At 51.0% G+C, this 392-nt stretch carries 1 protein-coding gene; it reads right to left on the bottom strand.

All coding sequences use genetic code 11. The features are described 5' to 3' along the window. Positions 1–117: 117 nt before the first annotated feature. Positions 118–392 (bottom strand): hypothetical protein (locus tag AC1RP4_RS07780; RefSeq protein ID WP_481763239.1); only part of this gene is annotated, 275 nt, incomplete at its 5' end.

The following is a 392-nucleotide window of genomic DNA, read 5'->3' as shown; positions in this document are numbered from 1 at the left end:
GATCACGCTCGATCTTCAGCTTCTCGCGCACGCCCTTGACCAAGAGCCGAAACTTCTTGTAGTTAGGGTCTTCTTTGATGTCGGACAAGAATAGTTCGAGATCAGATTCTTCAGCCATTACAAAACTCCCTTTGCGCGCATGCAGTCCTTGAGGATCATGCCAAGAACACAAACTGCCACAGCGCCTGCCATAAACCCAGCAATAGCCTTCGGTGCAGCCCCTACAAGTTCGGTATCTTTTCGTGTGGCAAACCACGCCACAACCCAACCGCCAACTGCCATAGCGAGCATGAGTAGCAGATTGAACGCCAATGCTATTAGCAGGTCCATCATTGCTCCGTGAAAATTTGGGTAAGCTCGGTTCCGACGTGAGGGCTGATGATCATTGTGCC

It is taken from the genome of Dellaglioa sp. CoH-56-MRSF-10, from assembly GCF_056782175.1.
This window is presented reverse-complemented; position numbering and strand designations above follow the sequence as displayed.